This window comes from Nocardia sp. IFM 10818 (genome assembly GCF_054655275.1).
Genome location: NZ_BAAHJH010000001.1, coordinates 7,555,638 through 7,575,747, shown reverse-complemented (window position 1 = coordinate 7,575,747; position 20,110 = coordinate 7,555,638). Strand labels below are relative to the sequence as shown.

The 20,110-nt window shown below is 67.7% G+C and carries 19 protein-coding genes and 1 pseudogene; 14 read left to right on the top strand and 6 right to left on the bottom strand.

The window, feature by feature from the left end; translation table 11 throughout:
- Positions 1-67 precede the first annotated feature (67 nt).
- Complete coding sequence (locus ACYQ5L_RS35110; RefSeq protein ID WP_459962504.1) at positions 68-511, top strand: SRPBCC family protein; 444 nt, start codon at positions 68-70, stop codon at positions 509-511.
- On the opposite strand, the gene ACYQ5L_RS35105 is transcribed toward ACYQ5L_RS35110, so the two are convergent.
- Positions 508-1,104: an SACE_7040 family transcriptional regulator gene (locus ACYQ5L_RS35105; protein WP_459962503.1), complete on the bottom strand. Its 597-nt coding sequence runs from the start codon at positions 1,102-1,104 to the stop codon at positions 508-510. The genes ACYQ5L_RS35110 and ACYQ5L_RS35105 overlap by 4 nt on opposite strands.
- A 94-nt stretch (positions 1,105-1,198) precedes the next feature.
- Between ACYQ5L_RS35105 and ACYQ5L_RS35100 the strand changes: the two genes are divergently transcribed.
- The 6 genes from ACYQ5L_RS35100 to ACYQ5L_RS35075 are packed head-to-tail and all read left to right on the top strand — an operon-like array spanning position 1,199 to position 9,452.
- Positions 1,199-2,785: a carboxyl transferase domain-containing protein gene (locus ACYQ5L_RS35100; RefSeq protein WP_459962502.1), complete on the top strand. Its 1,587-nt coding sequence runs from the start codon at positions 1,199-1,201 to the stop codon at positions 2,783-2,785.
- A 5-nt stretch (positions 2,786-2,790) separates the two neighbouring features.
- Positions 2,791-5,040, top strand: a complete 2,250-nt coding sequence (locus tag ACYQ5L_RS35095; protein WP_459962501.1) for an acetyl/propionyl/methylcrotonyl-CoA carboxylase subunit alpha — start codon at positions 2,791-2,793, stop codon at positions 5,038-5,040.
- On the top strand, positions 5,040-6,200 hold the full coding sequence (locus ACYQ5L_RS35090; protein ID WP_459962500.1) for an acyl-CoA dehydrogenase family protein: 1,161 nt from the start codon (positions 5,040-5,042) through the stop codon (positions 6,198-6,200). Before ACYQ5L_RS35095 ends, ACYQ5L_RS35090 begins: the two co-directional genes overlap by 1 nt.
- Positions 6,197-6,682, top strand: coding sequence for a MaoC family dehydratase (locus ACYQ5L_RS35085; RefSeq protein ID WP_379196713.1), 486 nt, complete (start codon positions 6,197-6,199; stop codon positions 6,680-6,682). Before ACYQ5L_RS35090 ends, ACYQ5L_RS35085 begins: the two co-directional genes overlap by 4 nt.
- Positions 6,679-7,506: an HpcH/HpaI aldolase/citrate lyase family protein gene (locus ACYQ5L_RS35080; RefSeq protein WP_459962499.1), complete on the top strand. Its 828-nt coding sequence runs from the start codon at positions 6,679-6,681 to the stop codon at positions 7,504-7,506. The genes ACYQ5L_RS35085 and ACYQ5L_RS35080 overlap by 4 nt, the downstream gene beginning before the upstream one ends.
- A gap of 11 nt (positions 7,507-7,517) precedes the next feature.
- A complete protein-coding gene (locus ACYQ5L_RS35075) occupies positions 7,518-9,452 on the top strand; it encodes an acetoacetate--CoA ligase (protein ID WP_459962498.1) in 1,935 nt (644 codons plus the stop codon).
- 112 nt (positions 9,453-9,564) lie between these two features.
- Here the strand turns inward: ACYQ5L_RS35075 and ACYQ5L_RS35070 are convergent, their stop codons facing one another.
- Together ACYQ5L_RS35070 and ACYQ5L_RS35065 are read right to left on the bottom strand one after the other, a co-directional pair.
- Entirely contained in the window at positions 9,565-10,203 is a 639-nt protein-coding gene (locus ACYQ5L_RS35070; RefSeq protein WP_459962497.1) for a LuxR C-terminal-related transcriptional regulator, read from the bottom strand.
- A complete protein-coding gene (locus ACYQ5L_RS35065; protein ID WP_459962496.1) occupies positions 10,200-11,396 on the bottom strand; it encodes a sensor histidine kinase in 1,197 nt (398 codons plus the stop codon). The genes ACYQ5L_RS35070 and ACYQ5L_RS35065 overlap by 4 nt, the downstream gene beginning before the upstream one ends.
- Positions 11,397-11,488: 92 nt before the next feature.
- On the opposite strand from ACYQ5L_RS35065, the gene ACYQ5L_RS35060 reads away from it, so the two are divergent.
- A complete protein-coding gene (locus ACYQ5L_RS35060) occupies positions 11,489-12,538 on the top strand; it encodes an ABC transporter permease (protein WP_459962495.1) in 1,050 nt (349 codons plus the stop codon).
- 26 nt (positions 12,539-12,564) lie between these two features.
- On the top strand, positions 12,565-13,296 hold the full coding sequence (locus ACYQ5L_RS35055) for an ABC transporter ATP-binding protein (RefSeq protein WP_459962494.1): 732 nt from the start codon (positions 12,565-12,567) through the stop codon (positions 13,294-13,296).
- A 2-nt stretch (positions 13,297-13,298) separates the two neighbouring features.
- On the opposite strand, the gene mraY is transcribed toward ACYQ5L_RS35055, so the two are convergent.
- Together mraY and ACYQ5L_RS35045 are read right to left on the bottom strand one after the other, a co-directional pair.
- On the bottom strand, positions 13,299-14,360 hold the full coding sequence (gene mraY, locus ACYQ5L_RS35050; RefSeq protein ID WP_379196699.1) for a phospho-N-acetylmuramoyl-pentapeptide-transferase: 1,062 nt from the start codon (positions 14,358-14,360) through the stop codon (positions 13,299-13,301).
- Between the two features lie 76 nt (positions 14,361-14,436).
- Positions 14,437-15,399, bottom strand: coding sequence for a helix-turn-helix transcriptional regulator (locus ACYQ5L_RS35045; protein WP_459962492.1), 963 nt, complete (start codon positions 15,397-15,399; stop codon positions 14,437-14,439).
- Between the two features lie 62 nt (positions 15,400-15,461).
- Between ACYQ5L_RS35045 and ACYQ5L_RS35040 the strand changes: the two genes are divergently transcribed.
- The 3 genes and pseudogenes from ACYQ5L_RS35040 to ACYQ5L_RS35030 all read left to right on the top strand — a co-directional run bounded on the left by ACYQ5L_RS35040 (position 15,462) and on the right by ACYQ5L_RS35030 (position 17,820).
- Entirely contained in the window at positions 15,462-16,604 is a 1,143-nt protein-coding gene (locus ACYQ5L_RS35040; protein WP_459962490.1) for an epoxide hydrolase family protein, read from the top strand.
- 30 nt (positions 16,605-16,634) lie between these two features.
- Positions 16,635-17,266, top strand: a pseudogene (locus ACYQ5L_RS35035) (SDR family NAD(P)-dependent oxidoreductase).
- A 128-nt stretch (positions 17,267-17,394) separates the two neighbouring features.
- Complete coding sequence (locus tag ACYQ5L_RS35030) at positions 17,395-17,820, top strand: DUF4254 domain-containing protein (protein ID WP_459962489.1); 426 nt, start codon at positions 17,395-17,397, stop codon at positions 17,818-17,820.
- A gap of 207 nt (positions 17,821-18,027) precedes the next feature.
- Here ACYQ5L_RS35030 and ACYQ5L_RS35025 read toward each other — a convergent pair whose 3' ends face one another.
- On the bottom strand, positions 18,028-18,480 hold the full coding sequence (locus ACYQ5L_RS35025) for a DUF4189 domain-containing protein (protein ID WP_459962488.1): 453 nt from the start codon (positions 18,478-18,480) through the stop codon (positions 18,028-18,030).
- Positions 18,481-18,734: 254 nt separating this feature from the next.
- Between ACYQ5L_RS35025 and ACYQ5L_RS35020 the strand changes: the two genes are divergently transcribed.
- Positions 18,735-19,160: a PPOX class F420-dependent oxidoreductase gene (locus ACYQ5L_RS35020; RefSeq protein ID WP_459962487.1), complete on the top strand. Its 426-nt coding sequence runs from the start codon at positions 18,735-18,737 to the stop codon at positions 19,158-19,160.
- Between the two features lie 35 nt (positions 19,161-19,195).
- A complete protein-coding gene (cobM, locus tag ACYQ5L_RS35015) occupies positions 19,196-19,954 on the top strand; it encodes a precorrin-4 C(11)-methyltransferase (RefSeq protein ID WP_459962486.1) in 759 nt (252 codons plus the stop codon).
- Positions 19,955-20,110 lie beyond the last annotated feature (156 nt).

Genomic DNA, 20,110 nt, shown 5'->3' with positions numbered 1-20,110 from the left:
CCGCGCCGACCGCTTCCCGATCTCGTAGGCTTCCCGGAGGTTCGAGCCAGACCAGAACGGAGCCGGCATGCGCACGGTCGATATTGAGCGCACCATCGCGGCCCCCCGCTCCGATGTATTCGACTGGCTGACCGATGCGACCAACTATCAGCGGGTGCCCTTCGTCCGCCGCGTGACCCTGGTCCGCCCCGGCGACACCACCGGGCACGGGGCCGGGGCCGTGCGCCTGATCGTCACCCCGCTGCTGCGCCTGACCGAAGAGATCATCGAATACGATCCGCCCCGGCTGATGCGCTACCGATTGCTGAAATCGGTTCCGCCGCTACGGCATCAGGACGGGTGCATCTCCTTCGACGAGGTGCCCGGCGGCACCCGCGTGCGCTGGTTCGCCGACTTCGAGATGGCCACGCCGATCCTGTCCGGGCTCAGTACCCTCATCTTCCGGCCGATCATCGTCGGAGGGGTTCATCTGGTCCTCAATACCGCGGAGCGCGAACTCAAAGGCATCTAGCCGCCGAGCGCCGCCAGCGCCATGCGCCGTAGGACCGGGCGGGCGCGGGTCGCGGTTGCGGCCGGGGCGCTGTGCGGGGTCGAGTTGATCAGGCCGAAGGTGGCGTGCGCCTGGACCCGGGCCGTCGGCTCGGGCAGGTCCGGATGGAGTTCGCGCAGGACGGCGACCCAGACCTCGACGTACTGGCGTTGGGTGCGGCGCACCTGGCGGCGGGCCGACTCCGGCAGGTTCTCCAGGTCGCGATCCTGGATGCGAATGAGCTCGGGCTCGCCGAGGGCGAAGTCGAGGTGGAAGTCGACCAGATCGGTGAGGGCCTGGGCGGGGGTGGCGGCCCGCGCGGCCACGGCCTTGCCGCCGTCGAGCAGTCGCTGACTGATGCCGACCAGCAACTCGACCAGCAGGGCTTCCTTATTGGGGAAGTGGCGGTAGACGGCCGGGCCGCTGATGCCCGCCGCCGCGCCCAGATCGTCCAGGCGCATGCCCAGGAAGCCGCGATCGGCGATGAGCCGGGCTCCGGCGTCCAGCAGCTGCTGCCGACGTTGCGCCTTGAGCTGCTCGCGGCGCGTGAGCGTGACGGTATCGGTGCTGCTCACCGTGGCTCCTTTCGCCGGTCCTGGACAACTCAGTTAGTGAAGATTATCTTATTTTCCAGTTATTGGTGATTAACCGAGCGGGCAGGATGGCGCGATGACGCTGACTGGGGACGTGCGTACCGGGAATCGGGAGGCACATCTGGCGCTGGTCGAGGAGCTGCGCGAGCGGCTGGCGGCCAGTGCGCTGGGTGGGCCGGAGAAGGCCCGGGAGCGGCATGTGGCGCGGGGCAAGCTGCTGCCGCGGCAGCGGGTGGATCGGCTGCTCGATCCGGGCTCGCCGTTCCTGGAGCTGTCGCCGCTGGCGGCCAATGGGATGTACGGGGACGAGTGCCCCGGGGCCGGGGTCATCGGCGGGGTCGGGCGGGTGTCCGGGCGCGAATGCGTGATCGTCGCCAATGACGCCACGGTCAAGGGCGGCACCTACTACCCGATGACGGTGAAGAAGCATCTGCGGGCGCAGGAAGTGGCCCTGCAGAACAATCTGCCGTGCATCTACCTGGTGGACTCCGGCGGCGCGTTCCTGCCCAAGCAGGACGAGGTCTTCCCGGATCGCGAGCACTTCGGGCGGATCTTCTACAACCAGGCGAATCTGAGCGCCAAGGGCATCGCGCAGATCTCCGCGGTCATGGGGTCGTGCACCGCGGGCGGCGCGTACGTGCCCGCCATGAGCGACGAGACCGTGATCGTGCGCAATCAGGGCACCATCTTCCTGGGCGGCCCGCCGCTGGTGAAGGCCGCCACCGGCGAGGTGGTCACCGCCGAGGAGCTGGGCGGCGGCGACTTGCATTCGCGCACTTCCGGTGTCACCGATCATCTGGCCGAGAGCGATCAGGACGCGCTGCGCATCGTGCGCAATATCGTGGCCACGCTGGGGCCGCGGACGCCGACGCCGTGGGAGGTGCGGCCCACCGTCGATCCGATCGCGCCGCAGGACGAGCTCTACGACGTGGTGCCGGTGGATCTGCGCACGCCCTACGACGTGCGCGAGGTCATCACCCGCATGGTCGACGGCGGCGAATTCCAGGAATTCAAGGCCGAATACGGGCGCACCCTGGTCACCGGCTTCGCGCACATCCACGGCCATCCGGTGGGCATCGTGGCCAACAATGGCGTGCTGTTCGCCGAATCCGCCATGAAGGGCGCGCATTTCATCGAACTGTGCGACAAGCGCAAGGTTCCGCTGCTGTTCCTGCAGAACATCACCGGGTTCATGGTGGGCCGCGACTACGAGGCCGGCGGTATCGCCAAGCACGGCGCGAAGATGGTCACCGCGGTGGCCTGCGCGCGGGTGCCGAAGCTGACCGTGGTCATCGGCGGCTCCTACGGCGCGGGCAACTACTCCATGTGCGGGCGCGCGTATTCGCCGCGCTTCCTGTGGATGTGGCCCAATGCCCGCATCTCCGTCATGGGCGGCGAACAGGCCGCCTCGGTGCTGGCCACCGTGCGCGGCGATCAGCTGGACGGCAATGGCCAACCGTGGTCGGAGGCGGATCAGGAGGCGTTCAAGGCCCCGATTCGCGAGCAGTACGAGGCGCAGGGCAATCCGTACTACTCCACCGCGCGGCTCTGGGACGATGGCGTCATCGATCCGGCCGATACCAGAACAGTTGTCGGCCTGGCGCTTTCGGCGTGCGCGCAGGCGCCGCTCGAACCCGTCTCCTACGGCGTCTTCCGGATGTGATCACCATGATGAACAAAGCGCACCCCATTGCCTTCGACACCGTGCTCGTCGCCAATCGCGGCGAGATCGCGGTGCGCGTCATCCGCACCCTGCGCGCCATGGGAATTCGCTCTGTCGCGGTCTACAGCGACGCGGACGCCGATGCCCGGCACGTGCACGAGGCCGATACCGCCGTGCGGCTGGGTCCCGCCCCCGCACGGGAGTCCTACCTGGACATCGCCAAGGTGGTCGACGCCGCCGTCCGCTCCGGAGCGCAGGCCGTACACCCGGGATACGGCTTCCTCTCGGAGAATTCGGCCTTCGCGGCGGCGCTGGACGAGGCGGGCATCGTCTTCCTGGGCCCGCCCGCGCGGGCCATCGAGATCATGGGCGACAAGATCGCCGCCAAGAACGCGGTTTCCGCCTACGGCGTGCCGGTGGTGCCCGGCATCGCGCGGCCGGGCCTGACCGATGCCGAACTCATCGAGGCCGCAACGGAAATCGGCTATCCGGTGCTGGTGAAGCCATCGGCCGGTGGCGGCGGCAAGGGCATGCGGCGGGTGGACGATCCGGCGCTGCTGCCGGACGCCCTGGTCAGCGCCCGCCGCGAGGCGGCCGCCGCCTTCGGCGACGACACCCTGTTCCTGGAGCGATTCGTCAGCCGCCCCCGGCACATCGAGGTGCAGATCCTCGCCGACGGCTTCGGCCAGGTGCTGCATCTGGGCGAGCGTGAATGCAGTCTGCAGCGCCGCCACCAGAAGGTGATCGAGGAAGCCCCGTCCCCCTTGCTGGATGCCAGGACCCGCGCCGAGATCGGCGCGGCCGCCTGCAATACCGCGCGCAGCGTGGACTACATGGGCGCGGGCACCGTCGAATTCATCGTCTCCGCCGATAGACCCGACGAGTTCTTCTTCATGGAGATGAACACCCGCCTGCAGGTCGAGCATCCGGTGACCGAGCTCGTCACCGGCGTGGACCTGGTGGAATGCCAGGTGCGCATTGCCGCCGGGCAGAAGCTGTCGGTGAGCCAGGACGACATCCGCCTCACCGGCCACGCCATCGAAGCCCGCGTCTACGCCGAGGACCCGAGCCGCGACTTCCTGCCCACCGGCGGCACCGTGCTGGCGCTGTCGGAGCCGGAAGGCCCCGGCGTCCGAGTCGATTCCGGTCTCCGGGCCGGAACCGTCGTCGGCAGTGACTACGACCCGATGCTGTCCAAGGTTATCGCCCACGCGCCCGACCGCGCTGCCGCCATCGCCAAACTCGATGGAGCACTGCGGGATACGCAGATCCTCGGCCTGCGCACCAATACCGACTTCCTGCGGTTCCTGCTCGCGGATTCGGACGTCCGCGCCGGAAATCTGGACACCGGCCTGCTCGATCGCCGAGTGCGCGATTTCGAGGCGGAGCCGATCCGGGATACTCAATTCCTCGCCGCCGCAGCCTATCTGTGGCTGCGGCGCTGGCCGGTGGAGCCGACAGACCTCTGGGCGGTACCAACCGGCTGGCGGATAGGCGCTCCGGCCCCGACCGTCTTGCGACTGCACGGTGGTGACCGCACCGAGCATGTTTATCTCACCGGCACCCCCGCACGTGCCGAAGCCTGGCTGGAGTCGGGCGAGAAGCACACGCTCACGGCGCAATTCGGCGTGACTCGGACGGAGAGCCCGGCCGAAGGTTCTTCTCGTCATTCCGGCGCGCCTTTGGCCGGAATCCACAGCGGCTTAGGAGATCCCGGCCAAAAGCATGCCGGGATGACGGGTGGTGGTGAGCTGACGCTGACCGTCGACGGCGTGCGCACTCGCTTCCGCATTGCCCAGCACGACGGACAGGTCTGGATCGCCGACGCCACCGGGATCGCCCTGCTGCGCGAGGTCGCCGAGGCCGATGTGCGCACCGCCGCCGATCACTCCGGCGATGCCGAAATCACCAGCCCCATGCCGGGTTCGGTCATCGCGCTCCCGGTGGAGTCCGGCGCTCATGTGGCCGCGGGCGCACCGATCGTCGTGGTGGAGGCCATGAAGATGGAACACACCCTGACCGCCCCTGTCGCCGGTCGAGTCGAGCTGCTCGTCACGCCCGGTACGCAGGTGCGCCTGGACCAGGTGCTCGCCCGCGTGATCACCGACCCCGCACCGGGTGCGGCCGAGACGCCTGCCGCCGCTGAGCTCGACACTGCCGAGCCCGACGCCGCTCAGCCCGCCGACACCGAACCAACTCGACGCGGGGGCGATACACCCGCCTCAGCTACCGCCGATCAGATCAGGGATATGTGATGACCGACTTCCTCTCCACCGGGACACTTCCGGATGAGTACCGCGAACTCGCGCTCACCGTGCGGGATTTCGCCAATCAGGTGGTGGCTCCCGTGGCCGCCAAGCACGATGCCGAGCACACCTTCCCGTACGAGGTGGTCAAGGGCATGGCGGATATGGGGCTGTTCGGCCTGCCGTTCCCGGAGGAGTTCGGCGGGATGGGCGGCGACTATTTCGCGCTGTGCCTGGCTCTCGAGGAGCTCGGCAAGGTCGATCAGAGCGTGGCCATCACCCTCGAGGCCGGAGTCTCGCTGGGCGCCATGCCGATCTACCGGTTCGGCGACGACAAGCAGAAGCAGGAGTGGCTGCCGCAGCTGACCAGCGGCCGGGCGCTGGCCGCCTTCGGGCTCACCGAACCGGGCGCGGGCAGTGACGCGGGCGGCACCCGCACCACCGCCGTGCTGGACGGCGACAGCTGGATCATCAACGGCTCCAAGCAGTTCATCACCAACTCCGGCACCGATATCACCCGCCTGGTGACCGTCACCGCCGTCACCGGGACCACGGATGGCAAGAAGGAGATCTCCACCATCCTGGTGCCCACCGACACCCCGGGATTCGTGGCCGAGCCCGCCTACAACAAGGTCGGCTGGAACGCCTCCGACACCCATCCGCTCAGCTTCACCGATGTGCGGGTGCCCGCGGAGAACCTGCTTGGCGAACGCGGCCGCGGCTACGCCAATTTCCTGCGCATTCTCGACGAGGGCCGGATCGCCATCGCGGCGCTGTCGGTCGGCGCGGCGCAGGGCTGCGTGGACGAGAGCGTGCGGTACGCCAAGGAGCGCGAGGCCTTCGGCCGTCCCATCGGCAGCAATCAGGCCATTGCCTTCAAGATCGCGCGCATGGAGGCCCGCGCGCACGCCGCCCGCGCCGCCTACTACGACGCGGCCGCGCTCATGCTCACCGGAAAACCGTTCAAGAAACAGGCCGCCATCGCGAAACTCGTCGCTTCCGAGGCCGCCATGGACAATGCCCGCGACGCCACCCAGATTTTCGGCGGCTACGGCTTCATGAACGAATATGCTGTGGCGCGGCACTATCGCGACAGCAAGATCCTGGAAATCGGTGAGGGCACCACGGAGGTGCAGTTGATGCTGATCGGGCGGGAGCTCGGGCTGTGACCGACGACAGCCCGCGCCGAGTCGTACAGCGCGGCCTCTGGTTCGAGGAATTCGAAACCGGCGTGGTGTACGAGCACCGACCCGGCCGCACCATTACCGAGGCCGACAATGTGCTGTTCACGACGCTGACCATGAATACCCAGGCGCTGCATCTGGATGCCGCGTTCGCCGACGCGCTGCCGCCGTTCCACGCACGGCTGGTGAATTCCATGTTCACGCTCTCCACGCTGGTCGGGTTGTCGGTGGCGCAGCTGACCCAGGGCACCATCGTCGCCAATCTCGGCTTCTCCGAAATCGCCTTCCCCAAACCGCTTTTCCACGGCGACACCCTGTACGCCGAAACCGTGGTGACGGAACTGCGGGAATCCAAGAGCCGTCCGGGCGAGGGCATCGTGTCCTTCGCGCATACCGGACGCAATCAGCATGGCGATATCGTCGCCACCGCCGTTCGCAAAACCCTCGTCAGGAAGCAGCCTTCATGAGCTGGGAAATGCCCGGACCCGCCTGGTTGTTCTGCCCCGCCGATCGCCCCGAACGCTATGGAAAAGCCCTCGCGGCAGCCGATGTGGTGATCATCGATCTGGAGGACGGAGTCGCCGAGGCGGACAAGGCCGCGGCCCGCGAGGCGTTGATCGCCAATCCGCTGGATCCCGAACGCACCGTGGTGCGCATCAATGCCGCGGGCACCCTCGACCACATGCTCGATGTGGATGCCCTGGTGCGCACCGAATATCGGCGCATCATGCTGCCGAAATGCGAATCCGCCGAGCAGATCACGCGCCTGTCCGACTACGAGGTGATCGCGCTCGTGGAATCCCCGCTGGGCGCCATGGCGGTGGGGCGCGCGGTCATGGTGCGCAATGCCATCGGCGTCATGTGGGGCGCGGAGGATCTGGTGGCGGCGCTCGGCGGCAATTCCAGCCGGCACGCCGACGGCGGCTATCGGGATGTGGCGCGGCACGTGCGCTCGCAATCCCTGCTGGCCGCCAAGGCATATGGCAAGTTCGCGCTCGATTCGGTGTATCTGAATATTCCGGATCTCGACGGGCTGGCCGCCGAATCCGAGGATGCGGTCGCCATCGGCTTCGACGCCAAGGTCGCCATTCATCCCAGCCAGATTCCGGTCATCCGCCGCGCCTACGCGCCCGCCGCCGAGGAGGTCGACTGGGCGCGCCGGCTGCTGGCGGAGGTGCCGAATCAGCCGGGCGTGTTCACCTTCGAGGGCAGGATGGTGGATATGCCGGTCATCCGGCATGCCGAGCGGATCGTGGCGCGGGCGCAGCGCGCCGGCAGTCCGGCATCGTAGGAGGTAGCGCGTTGGAACCACAGTGGACGCCGACCGATCTCGACATTGTCGAGGCGGATGTCACCAGCTTTGCCCGGTTCGTCGAGAAGCGGACCGGGGAGTCCCTGCCGGATTATCAGGCGCTGTGGCGGTGGTCGGTCGACGACCTCGCCGGGTTCTGGGGCGCGGTGTGGGACTACTTCGATCTCGGCGAGCGGCCGGACCAGGTATTGGCCAAGGCGGAAATGCCTGGAGCACAGTGGTTTCCGGGTGCTCGGCTGAATTACGTCGACCAGGTCGCGCGGCAGGCGCGCACGGATCGACCGGCCCTTGTCGCCGTCGACGAGGACGGTACCGTCGGTGAACTGTCCTGGGCCGAATTGCTCGGCAGCACTGTGGCTTTCGCCAACCGGCTGCGGGAGCTGGGCGTCGGGCCGGGCGACCGCGTCGCCGGATATCTGCCCAATATTCCGCAGGCCGTGATCGCCTTCCTCGCCACCGCGAGCCTGGGCGCCATCTGGAGCGCCTGCGGCCAGGACTATTCCGCCCAGGCGGCGCTCGACCGGCTCGGACAGCTGGAGCCGACGGTGCTCGTCGCCGCCGACGGCTACCGCTTCGGCGGGAAGGTGCACGACAAGACCGCCGATATCGAGGCGCTGCGGGCCGGGCTGCCGACATTGCGTGCCACGGTGCTGGTGTCGCGCTTCGGAGGAACGCTGCCGAATGTCTCGTCCTGGGATGATCTGCGTCCCGACCTCGACGTCACCGACATCGATTCCGCACAGGTGGATTTCGATCATCCGCTGTGGGTGCTGTACTCCTCCGGCACCACCGGCAAGCCCAAGGGCATCGTGCACGGCCACGGCGGCGTACTGCTCGAGCACCTGAAAGCCGTTGCTCTGCAATCGGATATCGGGCCGAGCGACACCTTCTTCTGGTACACCAGCCCCAGCTGGATGATGTGGAACTTTCAGATCGCCGGGCTGCTGGTCGGCGCCACCGTCGTCTGCTACGACGGCAGCCCCTCGGCGCCCGCCACCGACGCCCTGTGGTCGATTGCCGCGCGCGTCGGCGCGACGGTCGTCGGCACCAGCCCCGGATACGTCCTGGCCTGTGCCAAGGCAGGTTCGGTGCCGCGCGCCGACCACGACCTCTCGGCCGTCCGGCTGGTCGGGATCACCGGGTCCGCGCTGCCGCCGTCATCCTCACTCTGGTTGCGCGACAATGTCGGCGAGCACATTCCGGTGGCCTCCATCAGCGGCGGCACCGATGTGGTCTCCGCCTTCATCGGCGGCGTCCGCACCGTGCCGGTCTGGCCGGGCGAACTCTCCGCCCCCTACCTCGGCGTCGCTCTCGACGCCTGGGACGAGCAGGGCCATCCGGTCCGCGGCGAGGTCGGCGAGCTGGTCATCACCAAGCCCATGCCCTCCATGCCGGTGCGCTTCTGGAACGATCCGGACGGCTCCCGCTATCACGACGCCTACTTCGACATGTTCCCCGGCGTATGGCGGCACGGCGACTGGATCACCCTGACCGAGCACGGCAGCATCATCGTGCACGGCCGCTCGGATTCCACCCTGAACCGCCACGGCATTCGCATGGGCAGCGCCGATATCTACCAAGCCGTGGAGCGGCTGCCGGAAGTCGCGGAGGCCTTGGTCATCGGTGCGGAACAACCCGACGGCGGGTACTGGATGCCGTTGTTCGTGGTTCTCAGCCCGGGAGCGGAACTCACCGAGGAGCTGAAGACCCGCATCAACGCCACCATTCGCACCGAGGTCTCGCCCCGGCACGTGCCGGATGAAATCATCGAAGCGCCGGGTATTCCGCACACCCGCACCGGCAAGAAACTGGAAGTCCCGATCAAGAAGATCTTCCAGGGTGCGGAGGCGTCGAAGGTCGTGGCGCCGACCGCGGTCGACGCCCCCGAACTCCTCGAATGGTACTCGGCGCAGCGCTCTCGATAACCCAGTCATTTGAAACACCGTCGACCGGGAATTGGTGGCGGATCCCTCTCGACGAAGGCCGCCACCAGTTCCCGGTGATCGCGTGACCAACTGGGGCAACCCCTTTGGTTGGTCAGATGGCGCCGCGTTCGCGGGCTCGGGCTACTGCTGAAGTGCGGGATTTGACGCCGAGTTTCGAATAGATGTGAACGAGATGGGACTTCACGGTGGTTTCGCTGAGGAAGAGGCGTTTGCCGATCTCGCGGTTGGAGTGGCCGTCGGCTACCAGGCGGAGGACTTCGATTTCGCGGGGGCTGAGGGTGGTGTCGGGTTTGCGGACTCGGGTCATGAGTTTGGAGGCGATGGCGGGGGAGAGGACGCTTTCGCCCTCGGCCGCCGAGCGCACGGCGGCCAGGAGGTCGGCGGGCGGGGTGTCCTTGAGGATGTAGCCGACCGCACCGGCCTCGATGGCGCCGAGGATGTCGGCGTCGGTGTCGTAGTTGGTGACTACCAGCACATTGGGCGGGTCGGGCAGGGCGCGCAGGGCGGAGGTGGCGTCCGCGCCGGACTTGCCCGGGCCGAAGCGCAGATCCATGAGGACCAGGTCGACCGGGGTGGTGGAGCAGTAGGCTATGGCGTCCTCGGCGGTGGCGGCCTCGCCGATGACCTCGATATCGGCGGCGGAATCGCTTTCGGCCACACCGGAATCCAGGAGGGCGCGCAGTCCGGCGCGGACGATGGCGTGATCGTCGGCGAGCAGGATGCGAATCATTCCTGGTCCTCCAAGGGGAACGAGACGGTGACGGCGGTGTGGCCGGGTTCGGATTCCACGTTCATGATGCCGCCCTGCTGCTCCACCCGGTTGCGCATGGCGTTGAGACCGAAACTGCCGGAAGGGTTCCGGGCCAGCACGACCGGATCGATGCCGACGCCGTCGTCGACCACGTCCAGGTGGACGGCGTCGTCGGCGTAGGTGAGGGTGATGCGCATGCGCTCGGCCTTGGCGTGGCGCACCACATTCGAGACCGCGCCCTGGGTGATGCGCACCAGCGCGGCCTCGATCGGCATGGGCAGGCGCTGCGGATCGCCCTCGACGAGCACCTGGGCGTCCAGGCCGGGCGCGGCGGCGCGGCGGGCGACGCGCTTGAGCGCCTCGCTCAGGGAGTGCCCGTCCAGCGGGGCGGGGGTGAGTTCCGCGATGACATGGCGGGTTTCGACGAGGGAGTCGGCGGCGGTCTCGCGGGCCAGCCGAATCTGACTCAGGGCGGGGTGATCCGGGGCGGCGCGCTCCACCGCGTGCAGCAGCAGTTGAATGCTGCTCAGGCCCTGGGCGACCGTGTCGTGGATCTCCTGGGCCAAGCGCTCGCGCTCGGCCAGTTTGCCCGCGGTGCGTTCCTGTTCGGCGAGCGTGTTCCGGGTGGCGAGCAATTCGTCGATGAGGCGCTGGCGTTCGCCGGCCTCCCGGAACAGCGCCTCATAGCCGAGGCCGATGGCCACGGCCACCAGCGCGCCCAGCACCGGCCCGATGACCGCGCCCAGGGACCAGCCGCGATGCGCCGCGAAGCCCGCCACCGACACCGCCGTCGCGACGGTGACCGCCAGCAGACCCCAGTAGCGCGGCAGCAGATGGAGATAGAGGAAGAACAGCCCGAAGACCAGATAGACCGCGTCCGGGACGAAGGCCACCAGGCCCAGCCACAGCGCGGTGAGGACGAGCAGCCACACCCGGGCCGCGGTCAGATTCCGCCGGAAGCGAGCGCCCAGGAAGTAGACGCCGAGGAAGACCCCCGCCAGCACCACGATCGCGGCCGGGCGCTCCGCGGAGACGATCGCCCGCACGGCCACGACCACCGTCAGCGCCGTCACCAGCGCGTGCAGCCCCAACTGCAGGGCGGAGAAGACAGGGGTGAGCGGCGAGCGGTGCACGCCGACCAGCTTATGCCCGGCTATTCCAGCGGCATCCATCGAAAGTAGGAAACGCCGACCGTCCGTTGGCTGGTGTGCGAATGGTTCCGCGGCGCGATGGAGCCCGGGAAGATCAACGACAGAGTGGAGTCATGTTCGTCGCACTCCGAGATCTGCGGGCCGCGCGCGGCCGTTTCCTGCTCATCACCCTGGTGGTGACCCTGGTCGCGCTGCTGGTGACCTTTCTCAGCGGCCTCACCGCCGGGCTCGCGCACCAGAGCATCTCGGCGATCCAGTCGCTGCGGACCGACACCGTGGTGTTCGCCGATACCGGATCGGAGCCGTCCTTCGACGCGTCCACGCTGGGCATCGACCAGGTGCGGGCCTGGCAGCAGACCGGCGGCACCGTGGACCCCATCGGCATCAGCCGGACCCGGGCCACGCACGACGGCGGCTCGGCCACTCAGGTCGCGCTGTTCGGGGTCAGCGGGACACCCTTCGGCAATCGCACGGCTACCGAATCCGGCTCGGTCGTCTTGAGCAGCGCCGCCGCGCAGGAGCTCGGTGCCGCGGCCGGTGACACGGTCGCGCTCGGTTCCGGGAACTTCACCGTGCAGGGCGTGACCGGCGACGACTGGTACGCGCACACACCGGTGGTGTGGATGACGCTTTCGGATTGGCAAGCGCTGAACCCGCGTTCGGGGGCCGCCACCATTCTCGCCGTCTCCGGTGTGGACGATCTCGCGGCCGTGAACGCCGCGGCGCACACCACCACGACCAGCACCGCGGGCTCGCTCTCGGCCATGGCCTCCTATCAGGCCGAGAACGGGTCGCTCACCCTCATGACGGTCATGCTGTTCGCCATTTCGGCGCTGGTGATCGGCGCCTTCTTCACGGTGTGGACGGTGCAGCGGCAGCCCGATATCGCGACCCTGAAGGCACTCGGCGCGACCACCGGCTCACTGGTGCGGGACGCACTGAGCCAGGCGCTGGTGGTGCTGCTGGCCGGGGTCGGAATCGGGGTCGGCGCGACCGCGGTGGCCGGTGTATTCCTCGGCGACAGTGTGCCTTTCGTCCTCAGCGCCGTGACCACCCTGGTTCCGGCCGCCGCCCTGATCCTGCTCGGCCTGCTCGGCGCGGCCTTCGCGCTGCGCTTCCTCGCCACCACCGATCCGCTCACCGCGCTCAACCAGGCGCGCTGATCACCATGTCTCCCAGGAGTTTCGCCATGACCAACCAGCTCGACGTCACCGGCCTCACCCTCACCTTTCCCGATGGGGCCGAGCGCATCACGGCGCTGAACGAGGTGGGGCTGCGGGTGCGCGGCGGTGAGATCGCGGCCATTACCGGACCGTCCGGCTCCGGCAAATCCACGCTGCTGGCCGCGGTATCCACGCTCATCCGGCCGGATTCGGGGCGCATCGAGCTCGAAACCGCCTCCGGGGTCCTCGATCTGACGGGACTGAGCCGGAAAGCGGCCACGGCGTTGCGGCGCGACCACATCGGGATCGTGTTCCAGCAGTCCAATCTCATTCCCGCGCTGACGGCTGTGGAACAGCTCGAGGCGATGGTTCATCTGGGCCGGACTTGGTTCGTCTCCCCCGCGCGGCGTCGCGAAGCCCGTTCCCGCGCACGCGATCTGCTCTCGGCGGTCGGCCTGTCCGGTCAGGAGCACAAGCAGCCCGCCCAGCTGTCGGGCGGTCAGCGGCAGCGGGTCAATATCGCGCGAGCGCTCATGAACGACCCTTCGCTGCTGGTCATCGATGAGCCGACCAGCGCCCTGGATCAGGAGCGCGGCGCGGCCATCATCGAGTTGATCATCGACATCGTGCGCGAGCACCACGCCGCCACCCTGCTGGTCACCCACGACAGATCCCATCTGCACCAGATGGATTCGGTGTACCGCATGGTCGACGGCATCCTCACCCGGGAGACCCCGGCACTGGCCGCCAGCGCCTGAATTCAGGCGACCAGGTACTCCCCGTAGAACAGCAGCAGCCCCAGGGCGGCGGTGATCCCGGCCAGCACCCAGAATCGGATCACCACCGTGGTTTCCGCCCACCCGGCGAGCTCGAAATGATGATGGAACGGGGCCATCCGGAACAGGCGGTTGTGCGTGGTGCGGTAGACGGCCACTTGCAGCACCACCGAGAGGATCTCGGCGACGAACAGCCCGCCGATGACCACCATGAGCAGTTCGGTGCGGGTGGTGACGGACAGCCCGGCCAGCAGCCCGCCCAGCGCCAGCGACCCGGTATCGCCCATGATGATCTTCGCCGGAGCCGCGTTCCACCACAGGAATCCGATGCACGCGGCCGCCCCCGCCGCGCACACTATGGCCAGATCCAGCGGATCGCGCACGTCGTAGCACCCCGCGCTGGGCTTGGTCCCGCACGCCTTGGTGAACTGCCAGAAGGTGATCAGCGTGTACGCCCCCAGCGCCATCCCCATCGATCCGGCCGTCAGCCCGTCCAGCCCGTCGGTGATGTTCACGGCATTGGACCAGGCCACCACCAGCAGGCACACCAGGGCCACGAACGCGAGCACGCTGAACGTCACCATTGTCATATCGCGCATATCCGATAGATGACGGCTGCCCGGAGTCCGCCCGCGCGAATCCGGGAACCGCAGCACCAGCACCGCGAAAACCAGTGCGGCGGACAGCTGCCCGATGTATTTGCCCACCGCGGTGAGCCCCAGATTGCGCCGCTTGCGGATCTTGATGAAGTCATCGGTGAACCCGACCGCCCCCAGCGCCGTGGCCAGCCCGAGCACCAGCAGACCCGAGACCGAGATCCCCGCCGACTCGTCGAACAGGTGCGAGCCCAGATATCCGGCCCACATCCCGATCAGGATCGCGATCCCGCCCATGGTCGGCGTCCCGCGCTTGGCCAGATGGCTCGCCGGCCCGTCGACCCGGATCTCCTGCCCGAACCGCTTCCTGGCGAAGATCATGATCAATACCGGCGTCACCGTGATCGACACCGCCAAGGCGATCATCGCCGCGAACAGCACTTGCCGCATACCCACCCCCATCGAACCGTCGAACCCGAATCCGGCAGTCACACCGAGACGTCGGCTCTTGTGAGCCAGTCGGATGCTAACCCGTGAGGAGGTGCTCGAGGCGAGTGTGAATGGCGCGCAGTTCGGTGATCAGTTCTGGGGGACTGTCGATTTCGAAGTCGTATCCGAGTTCGAGGAGGCGGTGGGCCAGCCAGGCCGGGGAGTCCTCCCGAGTGGATTCCAGCAGGCAGGTGCGGTCGTCGACGGCGGTGAGATCACTCGGATCCTCGCCGAGCCGGCCGGCGATCTGATCGATGGGAGCCCGAATGGTGATGCGGTAGTGCAGGGTTGGGGCTCCCCAGTCGGTTCGCTCGCCCGCCACATAGGCGGCGGGGTCGGCGGCGGGGAGGGGACGGGGGGTGAAGCGGGCTCCGGTGGGGTGGGGGCGCTCGATTCGGTCCACCCGGAAGATGCGCCAGTCGTCGCGGTCGAGATCGAAGGCCACGAGGTACCACCGGTGGCGGAGCGGGACGACGCCGAGAGGTTCGGTATTGCGGCGGGATTCGGTGCCGGAGGCGGAGAGGTAGGCGAAGCGGACGCGTTCCTTGTTGGTGATGGCCGCGGCCAGGGTGGTGAGAATCTCGGGATCGACCGCCGCGTCCCGCGCGCTGTAGCTCACCGTGGCCGCGCCCAGCACGCGGACGCGGCGGCGCAGCTTGGTGGGCAGCACCTGCTCCAGCTTGGCGAGCGCGCGCACCGAGGCTTCCTCGATGCCCGAGATCGCGGAGCCCGCCGCCGCGCGCAGGCCGACGGCTATGGCCACGGCCTCGTCGTCGTCGACGAGCAGGGGCGGCATGGCGGCGCCGGCGACCAGACGGTAGCCGCCCGTGGCACCGAGCGTGGCTTCTACCGGGTAGCCGAGTTCGCGCAGGCGGTCGATATCGCGGCGGACGGTGCGGTCGGTGACGCCCAGGCGGTCGGCGAGTTCGCGGCCGGGCCATTCGCGCGGGGTTTGCAGCAAGGACAGCAGGCGCAGGAGTCGTGCCGGTGTGTCGGTCATACCGAAAGGCTCCTTTCCAATTAGGACCAGAACAGTCCTACTTGGTTCCTAACGTAGCCCATATGACATTCCAAGCGATTCGCCCCTTCCGCATCGACGTACCGCAGGCCGATATCGACGATCTGAACGATCGCCTGGGCCGGGCCCGGTGGGCGGCGGCGCTGCCGGGCGAGGACTGGAGCCAGGGCGTTCCGGTGGGCTACCTGCGCGAGCTGGCCGAGTACTGGCGCACCGAATTCGATTGGCGGGCACAGGAAGCGGCGCTCAATGAGTTTCCGCAGTTCGTGACCGAGATCGACGGCCTGGATGTGCATTTCCTGCATGTGCGCTCGCCCGAGCCGGACGCGCTGCCGCTGATCCTCACCCACGGCTGGCCGAACACCTTCGTGGAGTTCAGCAAATCCATTCCGCTGCTGACCGATCCGCGGGCGCACGGGCTGGAGTCGGCGCAGGCGTTCCATGTGGTGATCCCGTCGGTGCCCGGATTCGCGTTCTCCGAGGGCCCGCGCGAGCTCGGTTTCACGACCGGTGATGTGGCGCGGATGTGGATCGAGCTCATGTCCCGGCTCGGCTATGCCCGCTACGGCGTCCAGGGCGGCGATCTGGGGGCCTATGTGGTGCAGGAGATGGCGCTGGCCTGCCCGGCCCGCATTGTCGGCGTCCACATCGACGGCGGCCTCGGCATGCCCTCGGCCGCCGATGTGCCCACCATGACGCCCGCGGAGCTGGCGGAATGGGAGCTCATGCAGAAATGGCAGACGGGCGTGAACCATCATGTGCTGTTGTCCTCGGCCGCACAGACTTTCGCGCACGGCTGGACCGATTCACCGGTCGGGCTGCTGTCCTGGCTGGTGCATAAGTTCAATGAATTCTCGCCGCTGGCAGAACATCTGGAAGACGCGGTCGAGCGCGACCACCTGCTGACCAATATCTCCCTCTACTGGTTCACCAATACCGCCGCCAGCTCCTCGTGGCCCATGTACAACGGTCTCGGCGACGGCGGGTTCGTGTGGCCCGCGGACCAGAAGCTCGTGCCCGTGGGTGTTTACGGTGGCGGCTCGCCCCTCATGCGCCGCCTGGCCGAGCGCGGCAATCGCATCGCGCACTGGCCCGAGGGCAATACCGGCAATCATTTCGTCGCCATGGAGCTGCCCGCGGCCCATACCGCCGATATCCAGTCGTTCTTCACTGGACTGATGGAATAGCGCGGCGCGCTCGCGGCATTGATCACCGCCATGAGCGCACATTTCGACGACAAGGTCGTCCTGATCACCGGAGGCGCCGGCGCGATCGCCGGCGCCACCGCACAAGCCTTCGCCGATGCGGGGGCCACGGTCGTGCTGGCCGGCCGCACCGCCGAACAGCTCGCCGAGGCGGCCGCGAAGATCCATGCCCCGGCGGGCCGGATCGATTGGCTCACAGCCGATGTCACCGACAGCGCACAGGCGGCGAATATGGTCGCCGAGGTGGTGCGCCGCCACGGCGGCCTGCATATCGCCTTCAACAGCGCGGGCGTTTTCGGAAAGGCCGCTCCGGTGGCCGATTTGGACGAGAACGCCGCCCGGGGCTGTCCGCCTATGCCGCGTCCAAAGCCGCGGTGAGCGTTTTGACCCAGACCGCCGCCCGCGACCACATTGCCGACGGCATTCGCATCAATGCCGTCAGCCCCGGCGCCAGTGATACCCCGATGTCTTTCCGCCCGGGGGAAACCCGGGCCGATCGCGATGCTCGGGTCGCCACTACCGTACCGGCCGGTCGAGTTAGTTCTCCGTCCGAAGTCGCCGCCACCGTTCTCTGGCTGGCCTCGCCCGAATCGAGCTTCGTGGTGGGTCACGATCTGGTCGTGGACGGCGGCGCAACGGCCTGATCCGAAATACCTGCGCGCCAATTGAATTGTGGATAACACGCAGATTGTTGCTCCGCAATACACGTTCTCGTCATCTGCGCTGGCTAATCTCCTCGGAATTCGCAGTTCGTGGTACAGGAGTAGTCGCGATGAGGGACACGCTGCCATCGAAAAACGAAGTCCTCCGGGCCTGCCGGGGAACCGGCTTTCCGGGCCATCCACTATTGCGGGCGGCCAATCACCTGGCCGAGGTCCATGAGCGCCGATTGGCAGCGGCCCCGGAACAGCTGGCCGAACTCGAGCTACTCCGCATGGATTTGATGCACGAGATCGACCGCTGGGTCACCGCGCAACTACCGCCCTCGCACGGCGCGGCCCGGGTGCACACCGAAACCCTCGGAGCGGTCATCGACCGGCTGGCACAGCTGACCGCCCACGCGTTCTCGGCGTTGGCCGACGCCTCCGGCCGGGAATTGACGACGGTATGGGAGCGGCTGGCCGAATTGGCCATCGGCTATGAGGATTTGGCGTCCGAAGTGCGCACCGGGCACCGCCGCCTGCCCGGTGGCCACTGAAACCAATAGTGGGACATGGCGTAAGGATTCCCGCCGACTTCCCGCCATCATGTCCCACTCGATGGCGATCTCACCGGCACTGTTGGATCACATTGACGTGCGGTCGGTTCGCCAGGGCACGCAGTCGATACTGGGCGTCAAATCCCGCACCTCCGCCGTGGCCCGGGCCCGAGAACGCGGCGCGATCTGAGGGCCCGGAATTCGGTGCTACCGCGCGTTGGCTGTGCAGACCACTTCGCTGACGCCGGTCTGGGACAGCCCCGCGGAACCGGTGTTGGCCAGCGTTGCCAGCGGGAAGTGCTCGGCGAGCCTGGCGTAGGCATTGCGGAGCGCGGTGGCGCGGTCTGGGCCGGTGCCGGCGGCGGCCCGGTACATGCCGTCGTTCGCATCGCTGTAGACAAGGGCGCCGCAACCGTTCGCCCAGGCGACCATGACGGTGCAGTCGGTGGCGCCGTCCCAAGCGCAGTTGGCCACGGCCTCGTCGACCGACGCCTCGTGGCTGGGTGCATTGACACTGGAACCGTAGGTCCAGCTCCGATCGCTGAACGCGATGGCGCCGTACAGCCCTGCGGCATTCGCCGAACCCGCCCCGATCACCGATCCGGCCGCAAGACCCATCGCCGCGACCGCGACAACGGCCTTACCCATGAACTTCTTCAAGAGTCTCCCCTGTGAACACATGTAGACATAAATCCGACGAATCATCGCCGATGCCTCCCACAGTCACGCCGTGAAATAGGCAAGATCACGTTTAAGGCCACCGGCTATTACTGCCTGCAATGGAATTCACCTGTGCAACCCGCAATGATGGTGCGGCCGAAGGCGATCTCCGCTGGATCCCGCGATGATGCGATTGTGAGCCTGCGCGGTGTGGTGCACGGTCTCGGGGCGTCGGCGACCGTAGGTTGAGGGGTATGTTCTCACTGTCCGATCCGCGGGTGCGGGAGTTCCTGTCCGAAGGCACGCGTACCGGCAAGTTGGCGCTGATCGCCGCCGACGGCCGGCCGCTGGTGACCCCGGTCTGGTTCATCGTCGATGGGGACGACCTGGTCTTCAATACCGGCAAGACCTCCGCCAAGGGCAGACGGATCGCGCAGGATCCGCGGTTGAGTCTGTGCGTGGACCTGGAAGCGCCGCCCTATGCCTACGTGCAGGTGCAAGGGGTGGCCGAGGTCTCCGAGGACCCCGATGAGCTGGTGCGCACGGCCACCCTCATCGGCGGCCGCTATATGGGCGCGGACCGGGCCGAAGAATTCGGCAAGCGCAACGGGGTCCCGGGCGAGCTGGCGGTGCGGCTGAAGCCGACGAAGGTGATCGCGCACTTCGACGTCACTGGCTGACGGTCCGGGCGGAACCGCATGACAGACTCGGCCCCATGACAGTGCACTTCATCGGGGCCGGGCCGGGAGCGGCGGATCTGCTGACCGTGCGCGCGGTCGAGCTGCTGCGGAACTCCCCGGTGTGCCTGTACGCGGGGACCTATCTGGATCCGGAGGTGCTCGGCCACTGCGCGCCGGAGGCCGAGCTCATCGACACCCAGGGCCTGGACCTCGACCAGATCATCGCGCACTGCGCGCGGGCGCACGCCGCGGGCGCGGACGTGGCGCGGCTGTGCTCGGGTGATCCCTCCATATATTCAGCGCTCTCGGAGCAGACCCGCAGGCTCGATGCCGCGAGGATTCCCTGGGATGTGACGCCCGGCGTGCCAGCCTATGCGGCGGCCGCGGCGCTGGTCGGCGCGGAGCTGACGGTTCCCGAGCTGGTGCAGTCGGTGGTGCTCACCCGCACACAGGCGCGATCGACGGCCATGCCGGAATCGGAGGCGCTGGGCAACTTCGCCCGCACCCGGGCCACCCTGGCATTGCATCTGGCCATCACTCGAATCCGGACACTCGCGGACGAGCTGATTGCCGAATATGGCGAAGATTGTCCGGTTGTCGTGGTCTATCGCGCCAGTCAGCCCGAACAACGGGTCCTGCGCGGCACTCTCGCCGATATCGCGGACCGGGTCGAGGCCGCTGACCTGCGGCAAGCCGCCGTCATCCTGGTCGGCCGGGCGCTGGCGAAATCGGTGGATTGTGCGCAATCACATCTGTACGACCCCGCCCGTGACAGGACCCACATCACTCGCTGAAAGGGCGAAATGCGGTGATAGCAAAGGGCTATGGCCCTTTCTGTTTGCGGAGCCGAACCTGGCGGTAGATTGGAGCGGGTGTGCATCCACAAGGTTCCGAGAACGGCTCGCTCCGTGCCGCTGGGCGTGACCACGCCCATGTAACAAGATCGCGCG

Excerpts from the sequence above, each read along its gene's own strand:
- ACYQ5L_RS35030 (WP_459962489.1), top strand. The coding sequence starts at position 17,395 with ATGAGGGACACGCTGCCATCGAAAAACGAAGTCCTCCGGGCCTGCCGG.
- ACYQ5L_RS35060 (WP_459962495.1), top strand. The coding sequence starts at position 11,489 with ATGTTCGTCGCACTCCGAGATCTGCGGGCCGCGCGCGGCCGTTTCCTG.
- ACYQ5L_RS35045 (WP_459962492.1), bottom strand. The coding sequence starts at position 15,399 with ATGACCGACACACCGGCACGACTCCTGCGCCTGCTGTCCTTGCTGCAA.
- ACYQ5L_RS35110 (WP_459962504.1), top strand. The coding sequence starts at position 68 with ATGCGCACGGTCGATATTGAGCGCACCATCGCGGCCCCCCGCTCCGAT.
- cobM (WP_459962486.1), top strand. The coding sequence starts at position 19,196 with ATGACAGTGCACTTCATCGGGGCCGGGCCGGGAGCGGCGGATCTGCTG.
- mraY (WP_379196699.1), bottom strand. The coding sequence starts at position 14,360 with ATGCGGCAAGTGCTGTTCGCGGCGATGATCGCCTTGGCGGTGTCGATC.
- ACYQ5L_RS35065 (WP_459962496.1), bottom strand. The coding sequence starts at position 11,396 with ATGGATGCCGCTGGAATAGCCGGGCATAAGCTGGTCGGCGTGCACCGC.
- ACYQ5L_RS35090 (WP_459962500.1), top strand. The coding sequence starts at position 5,040 with ATGACCGACTTCCTCTCCACCGGGACACTTCCGGATGAGTACCGCGAA.
- ACYQ5L_RS35095 (WP_459962501.1), top strand. The coding sequence starts at position 2,791 with ATGATGAACAAAGCGCACCCCATTGCCTTCGACACCGTGCTCGTCGCC.
- ACYQ5L_RS35055 (WP_459962494.1), top strand. The coding sequence starts at position 12,565 with ATGACCAACCAGCTCGACGTCACCGGCCTCACCCTCACCTTTCCCGAT.
- ACYQ5L_RS35080 (WP_459962499.1), top strand. The coding sequence starts at position 6,679 with ATGAGCTGGGAAATGCCCGGACCCGCCTGGTTGTTCTGCCCCGCCGAT.
- ACYQ5L_RS35020 (WP_459962487.1), top strand. The coding sequence starts at position 18,735 with ATGTTCTCACTGTCCGATCCGCGGGTGCGGGAGTTCCTGTCCGAAGGC.
- ACYQ5L_RS35040 (WP_459962490.1), top strand. The coding sequence starts at position 15,462 with ATGACATTCCAAGCGATTCGCCCCTTCCGCATCGACGTACCGCAGGCC.
- ACYQ5L_RS35100 (WP_459962502.1), top strand. The coding sequence starts at position 1,199 with ATGACGCTGACTGGGGACGTGCGTACCGGGAATCGGGAGGCACATCTG.
- ACYQ5L_RS35070 (WP_459962497.1), bottom strand. The coding sequence starts at position 10,203 with ATGATTCGCATCCTGCTCGCCGACGATCACGCCATCGTCCGCGCCGGA.